Consider the following 5,399-nt stretch of genomic DNA (forward strand, 5'->3'; position numbering starts at 1 on the left):
CTGTTTTATCGATTAACTGCATAAAGAGTCATCATTCCCACCTCAGCACAAACTTTCTCTGTTAATGCGACAGAACCCATCAGGTAAGCTCTCTATTTTTTAGCGAATCCAGAACGATGTCCCTTATCCGAAATGTGTTCAAACGCCTGCATTATCCTGTTGATATTATCGCTCAGTGCGTTCGCTGGTATCTGGCCTACTCGCTAAGCCTAAGTAATCTCGAGGAAATGCTCGTTGAGCGCGGGATTGCCGTTGATCATTCCACGCTCTCTCGTTGGGTTCATCGCTGGGTTCTGTTGATCGTTAAACGTTATCGGCGGAGCAAGCCCGAAGTTGAGCGTCGGTGGCGAATGGATGAAACCGATATCAAAATCAAAGGACAATGGCGTTACCTCTACCGGGCTGTAGACTCAGATGGTAATACGGTTGAATTTTTGCTGACCGCACATCGGGATAAAAAAGCGGCATTGCGTTTCTTCAAAAAGGCGATGCGTCAACATGGACAACCTGACGGGGTAACTCTTGATAAAAGCGGTGCCAATAAAGCGGCGTAGGACGAAATAAACAAAGAAAAACCGAAAAATAAGCCGATTAATATCAGACAGAATAAGTCCCTTAATAACCTGATTGAACAGGATCATCGCAACGTCAAACGGCGAACACGTCCTATGCTGGGATTCAAAAACTTTAGGGGGACTCAGACCCTGTTAGCCGGGATTGAACTTGCGTAAAAATCACTCAAGATGATTTTGCTCGCGATCTCTCTGTTAATGCGACAGAACCAGCAAAAGTATCATCAGGCCGGCCATAATATTTTTATTAATGCATTAATAAAATATAGTAAGCGTCCGGGGAACCACACCTAGCCAGGGTAAATTCACGGTTCTGGTGCATTAACGTGCATACATGGACGCCCCTTGTTTGCCAAATAATCATTTGTCATGACCAAAACTAGGTTAAGATTGCAGCCATACATCCGGACTTTAGTTGAGGCCGTCGCCTCTGTCCCTGATGGAATTCGCTGACTAGGCTCTTATCATTTCGGCGCGCTATGAGCGCTTGCACGACACCAGAGTTTCCTGATCACGGTCCGACCTGTCTTGCCATCACTTCTCGATTGCCCGTGCAACCTTTGGAAACTGCTTTTATATGGACTCCCTTCATTTGCACTTTATGGCTTTAGTCGCTTGTTTCCGGGTTCCCATAATCTGCCTCAAACTCCCTGCCATGCACCAGCAACTCCCAGATAATCCGGGTATTTTTATTCGCCAGCGCCACCACAACAACATTAGTATTACGTCTCGACAACAGACTATTCAGCCAGTTTTCTGTTCAACCGGTTTTCTCTTTTACGTACCGTACCACCGCCCTGGCTCCATGGATCAACAGTGTCCGAAAGTAATTGTCACCCTGTTTGCTGATCCCCTGCAAGGTTGACTTACCCCCACTCGAATGTTGTCGGGGGACCAGACCCCGCCATGCCGTCAGGTCACTGGCCGTTATCGGGCCGATACCGGGTATTTCCGATAATCGTCGGCTGTCTGCATTGCCACGATGCCAATGTTGAATGTCCTGTTCCAGTTCCGTAACCTGACGATCAAGCTCCTTCAAGTGTTCACCCAACCGCTGGAGCAGTTGCCTGAAGGTATCTGGCAAGCTATTACTGGCATCCTCTAGAATCTCGGGCAGTCGTACGGCAAACTGTCTTATCCCCTGAGCGATAACGATCCCAAACTCGCTCAGCCTGCGCGATCTTGAAGAAATCATGGCTGAGCGGGGTATTGTCGTTGATCATTCGGCCCTTTATCACTGGGTCATTAGTTAACCCCTTTGCAGAATAAGGCGTTCCGCCAACACAAGCGCACCGTGGGGCGGCGGGGGCGGATGGATTAAGCCTATCTCAACATTAAAGGCCAGTGGCGCTCTCTTTATCGGGCAGTGGGCTCTGCTGGCAATACGGTAGACTTCTTGTTGACCGCCAACCGGAACAGCGATGCCGCCCGTCGCTTTTTCAACAAGGGCGTTCGCCACCAGAGGTCGTGACCCTTGATAAAAGCGGAGCCAATAAAGCGGCGGTGGACGGCCTCAATGCGGGCAAGCAGAAGAAAAACCACATCAAAATACGGCAAAACACATACCTGAATAATCTGATAGAGCAAGACCACCGAAACATCAAACGACGGGTGCGGGCGATGCTTGGGTTCGGCTCGTTCAGAAGAGCCCAGACCCTGCTGGCAGGAATTGAATGGGTGCACATTATACGCAAAGGGCAGTTTTAACATCCACAAGGGCAAGGATTGTCATCGGCACAACCATTCTATCGGCTAGCAGCCTAAAAAATCAGCTAACCGACTTTATGATAACTTTCAACCAGTAATGCAACACAACCCAAATTTTATTGTCTCTGCACACTACATCACAAAAAATGATAATTTAATGGATGAAAATTTGGCGATTTCACTCTGAAATAATAAATTAAAAACCTATAAAATCAAATTGTTAGGCGTGAAATCTCGTTGGCGAATTATTCATTGAAATGCTTGCGTAATACGACTTGAATCATTCTCTCCAGCTCTTCCTGGAAAGCTTTAGGAACCCGATTAAATTCATAGCTAATGGACCTATCCTTTACGCGCTTACGGGCGAAAACATCCTTTTCCTTAAACTCCCAGATCGGGCTTATCTGTGCTTTGGTTGAGTCGTTTTTAGTCGCTAATTTACTGGTGATTTGCTTAAAGAACTTAAGTATCAGGTTTTTCATTTCATCTGCCGCAATTTGGTCGCTGTTCCCCATCTGAGCAACACCTTCACGCACATCATTTACCACATCATTTATAGAGAGATTGTTGCTCTTGATGAAAACATCAATGTCCAATAGCAATTTATAATCAGGGTATGACAACTCGGATTGGATCGGGAAAATCGCCACCATATCATTGGAAACTGAGGCGCACTGTATGGCTCTGGTTACTTTTGCAGGAGACATTTTTTGCGATGCAGCGATCTCTTTTTGGGTCATGCCACCATCGCGAAGTTGTATCAGGCGCAGGCCGATTTCACGAATATTATGCTCTTTCGCTGTTTGGATGTCAGCTGCCAGCTGTCTGGCGTCTTCACTGCTAATATCGGTATTGGTAACAAGGATATTTAAGCCGATCTTGCAATACAAGGCAGCAGCACGTCTACGCGAGCCGTCGAGGATTTCTATCTTGTCACCAACTTTGCGTCCGATCGCTGGGAAAAATTGCTGAAGTTTAATTGTTCGAACGATGTCACTCAGCGATTCTTCAGTGAGTGCGCTCTGGTCACGGCCATTAACTGAGAACTGGACTATGGTCTGTGCTTCGAGCCTATCCGCTGGAATGTGCTCCTGGTGGAACACAGCTGTTTTACCTGACGACAACGTAAAGCGTTGTTCTGTGCCTTTCACCTTTGAAGACTCCGGTAATGATTCAGTGCTAAGTATTCTACCGATTGTTTTTCTTTTATTTTGCATGATTACCTCTGTTTGCTCTTAAAAATTCAACACGATCAAAAACTGACTTGGCAAAGTCTTCTGCGGCATTTTTAGCGTTCTTCAATGCTTCACTGCTTCCTATGTAGGTTGAAGGGTTTGCCGAAATTACTGTGTCAAATGACTCGCCACACCGCTCGAACCCATCAAGGCGAGGTAGAGAGAAATCAAGCATATCACCACCAAAAATCTCTTTTGCCAAGCTATGGCATAGCTTGTGGTCCGTTTTGTTTAATAGCTTAGACATAAACCCAATATTGCCCATCAAGCTTGTTGACGCACCTGTTGACTCAATCAATTCAACCAATTCAGGCAGTCGAGCGAGATACTTTAGTGTTGAATGAAAGTCTACCTGAGCGGGTGGAATTGGTGTCATTAGGATATCCGCCGCTGTGATAGCGTTAGATAAAAATGAGTCGAGATGTGGGCCGCTATCTACGAAAATAAAATCGTAATCCTTGCTGATTTTACTGATGATATTATCTCTTAAAACAGTATAGATATTTCGGCCTGGTAGATGCTCTGCGCATAGCTCTTCCCAACGTGAAGCAATAAATGCATCTTCAATTGAAGCTGCAATGACATCTACGCCTTGCACAACAGAAGGTATGATGAACTCAGCCAGCAATTCTTCGCGACTTACATCTTGCAGCATGGCCTGTGCGGAGGTTGTCTCCACAGAACCGATAGATTGCTCGTGGTTTAAAAACATCGTTGCTGATGCCTGGGGATCCAGGTCAATAACCAATATTCTTAAGTCTTCATAGATAAGATGCGGATGCGTGCGCAGGGCATGAGCCAGTGATACTGTACTGACGGTTTTGGATACGCCACCCTTCAGGTTCCCGACAAAAAAAGTGAATTCTCCAAAGTAGCGATCACGGTACTTTGGTACACCACGATGATGATAGAGGTCAATGATGTTCTGAAGTGTCATCGCGTATTTGGAAGAGGAGCCTGTTTGGCGTTTCTCGAATTCATAACCCTGCTCTTCCATTTCGCTGACAGCATAATCAACACTTGCACGCGTTAATTTTGGCAGTTTCGCTACTGCAGCTTTTGAATACACTTGGTAATACGATGTTTCATTTAACTCTTCTTTCTGAGTCTGGATCTGTTCGGTTAAGGACTGTAATAAGCGCACGGAGCGCTCAGCAACTCTATCTAATTGTTTATATGCATCATTCATTATTTCACCACATATGTAGGTTTTTTAAATTTCGGCAATAATCCTACATACAAGTATATTTGTAAATATGCACTATTCAAAAAAATAATATTTTAATTTGAAACTTCGCCATCGTAATTGTATGTATAATTAATTGATATTTAAAATATTCTATTTTTTAATTTCAGGGTAAAATCGCCAAGTTTTTATCCGTTGAATTATCATTTTTGTGCTATAGTTGTGCAGAGACAATAAGGTTCTGTTGCACTAACAGAGAAAGTCTGAATCAATGTGGAGTTGGTTGCTCTTTATTCAGTCAATCGATAAAACAGTTCTGCCGGTGACAATGTTTTATCTTCGGGTTGTGAGTATTGCCCTTTACGCAGCATCGAAACGAGCTCTATCCCCGCTAAAATCGTTTGGGATCGGCGAAATGATTTAAAGCCTAACATCGGCCGTATCCGATGTTTAATGTTTCGATGATCTTGTTCAATGAGATGATTGAGGTATTTGTTTGGTTCTGTCGCATTAGCAGAGAAAGTGCATCAAAAGATGAATACGATTATTTTTTATGCAGCGAGTTGATAGAAAAATTCGGCGGGTGAAAGCGGACATTCCGGTTCTTGCGGATATTGTCCTTGGTTCTGTCGCATTAACGGAACTTCAGGTAAACTTCCCGGTTTTTGCGCGAGTTCCAAACGATGCCCCTGAGCCGAA

Annotated in this window: 2 protein-coding genes and 4 pseudogenes; 2 read left to right on the forward strand and 4 right to left on the reverse strand. The window is 44.7% G+C overall.

The window, feature by feature from the left end; translation table 11 throughout:
• Positions 1 to 116: 116 nt before the first annotated feature.
• Positions 117 to 725 (forward strand): annotated as a pseudogene (locus NXS07_RS18385) (IS6 family transposase); the annotation flags it as partial.
• A gap of 454 nt (positions 726 to 1,179) precedes the next feature.
• Here NXS07_RS18385 and NXS07_RS22270 read toward each other — a convergent pair.
• Positions 1,180 to 1,488, reverse strand: a pseudogene (locus NXS07_RS22270) (transposase); the annotation flags it as partial.
• A gap of 450 nt (positions 1,489 to 1,938) precedes the next feature.
• Here NXS07_RS22270 and NXS07_RS18395 point away from each other — a divergent pair.
• Positions 1,939 to 2,279, forward strand: a pseudogene (locus NXS07_RS18395) (DDE-type integrase/transposase/recombinase).
• Positions 2,280 to 2,524: 245 nt separating this feature from the next.
• Here the strand turns inward: NXS07_RS18395 and NXS07_RS18400 are convergent.
• The 3 genes and pseudogenes from NXS07_RS18400 to NXS07_RS18410 all read right to left on the reverse strand — a co-directional run.
• The gene (locus NXS07_RS18400; protein WP_238127175.1) at positions 2,525 to 3,496 is read right to left on the reverse strand and encodes a ParB family protein; all 972 of its coding nucleotides are present in this window, start codon (positions 3,494 to 3,496) and stop codon (positions 2,525 to 2,527) included.
• The gene (locus NXS07_RS18405) at positions 3,486 to 4,703 is read right to left on the reverse strand and encodes an AAA family ATPase (protein WP_258087357.1); all 1,218 of its coding nucleotides are present in this window, start codon (positions 4,701 to 4,703) and stop codon (positions 3,486 to 3,488) included. Before NXS07_RS18405 ends, NXS07_RS18400 begins: the two co-directional genes overlap by 11 nt.
• 287 nt (positions 4,704 to 4,990) lie before the next feature.
• Positions 4,991 to 5,197: pseudogene (locus tag NXS07_RS18410) on the reverse strand (DDE-type integrase/transposase/recombinase); the annotation flags it as partial.
• Positions 5,198 to 5,399 lie beyond the last annotated feature (202 nt).

The organism is Xenorhabdus bovienii, assembly GCF_024721015.1.
Taxonomy (GTDB): domain Bacteria; phylum Pseudomonadota; class Gammaproteobacteria; order Enterobacterales; family Enterobacteriaceae; genus Xenorhabdus; species Xenorhabdus bovienii.

What these genes read in the sequence shown, in the direction of transcription:
- NXS07_RS18405 (WP_258087357.1), bottom strand. Translation starts at nt 4,703, where the DNA reads ATGAATGATGCATATAAACAATTAGATAGAGTTGCTGAGCGCTCCGTG.
- NXS07_RS18400 (WP_238127175.1), bottom strand. Translation starts at nt 3,496, where the DNA reads ATGCAAAATAAAAGAAAAACAATCGGTAGAATACTTAGCACTGAATCA.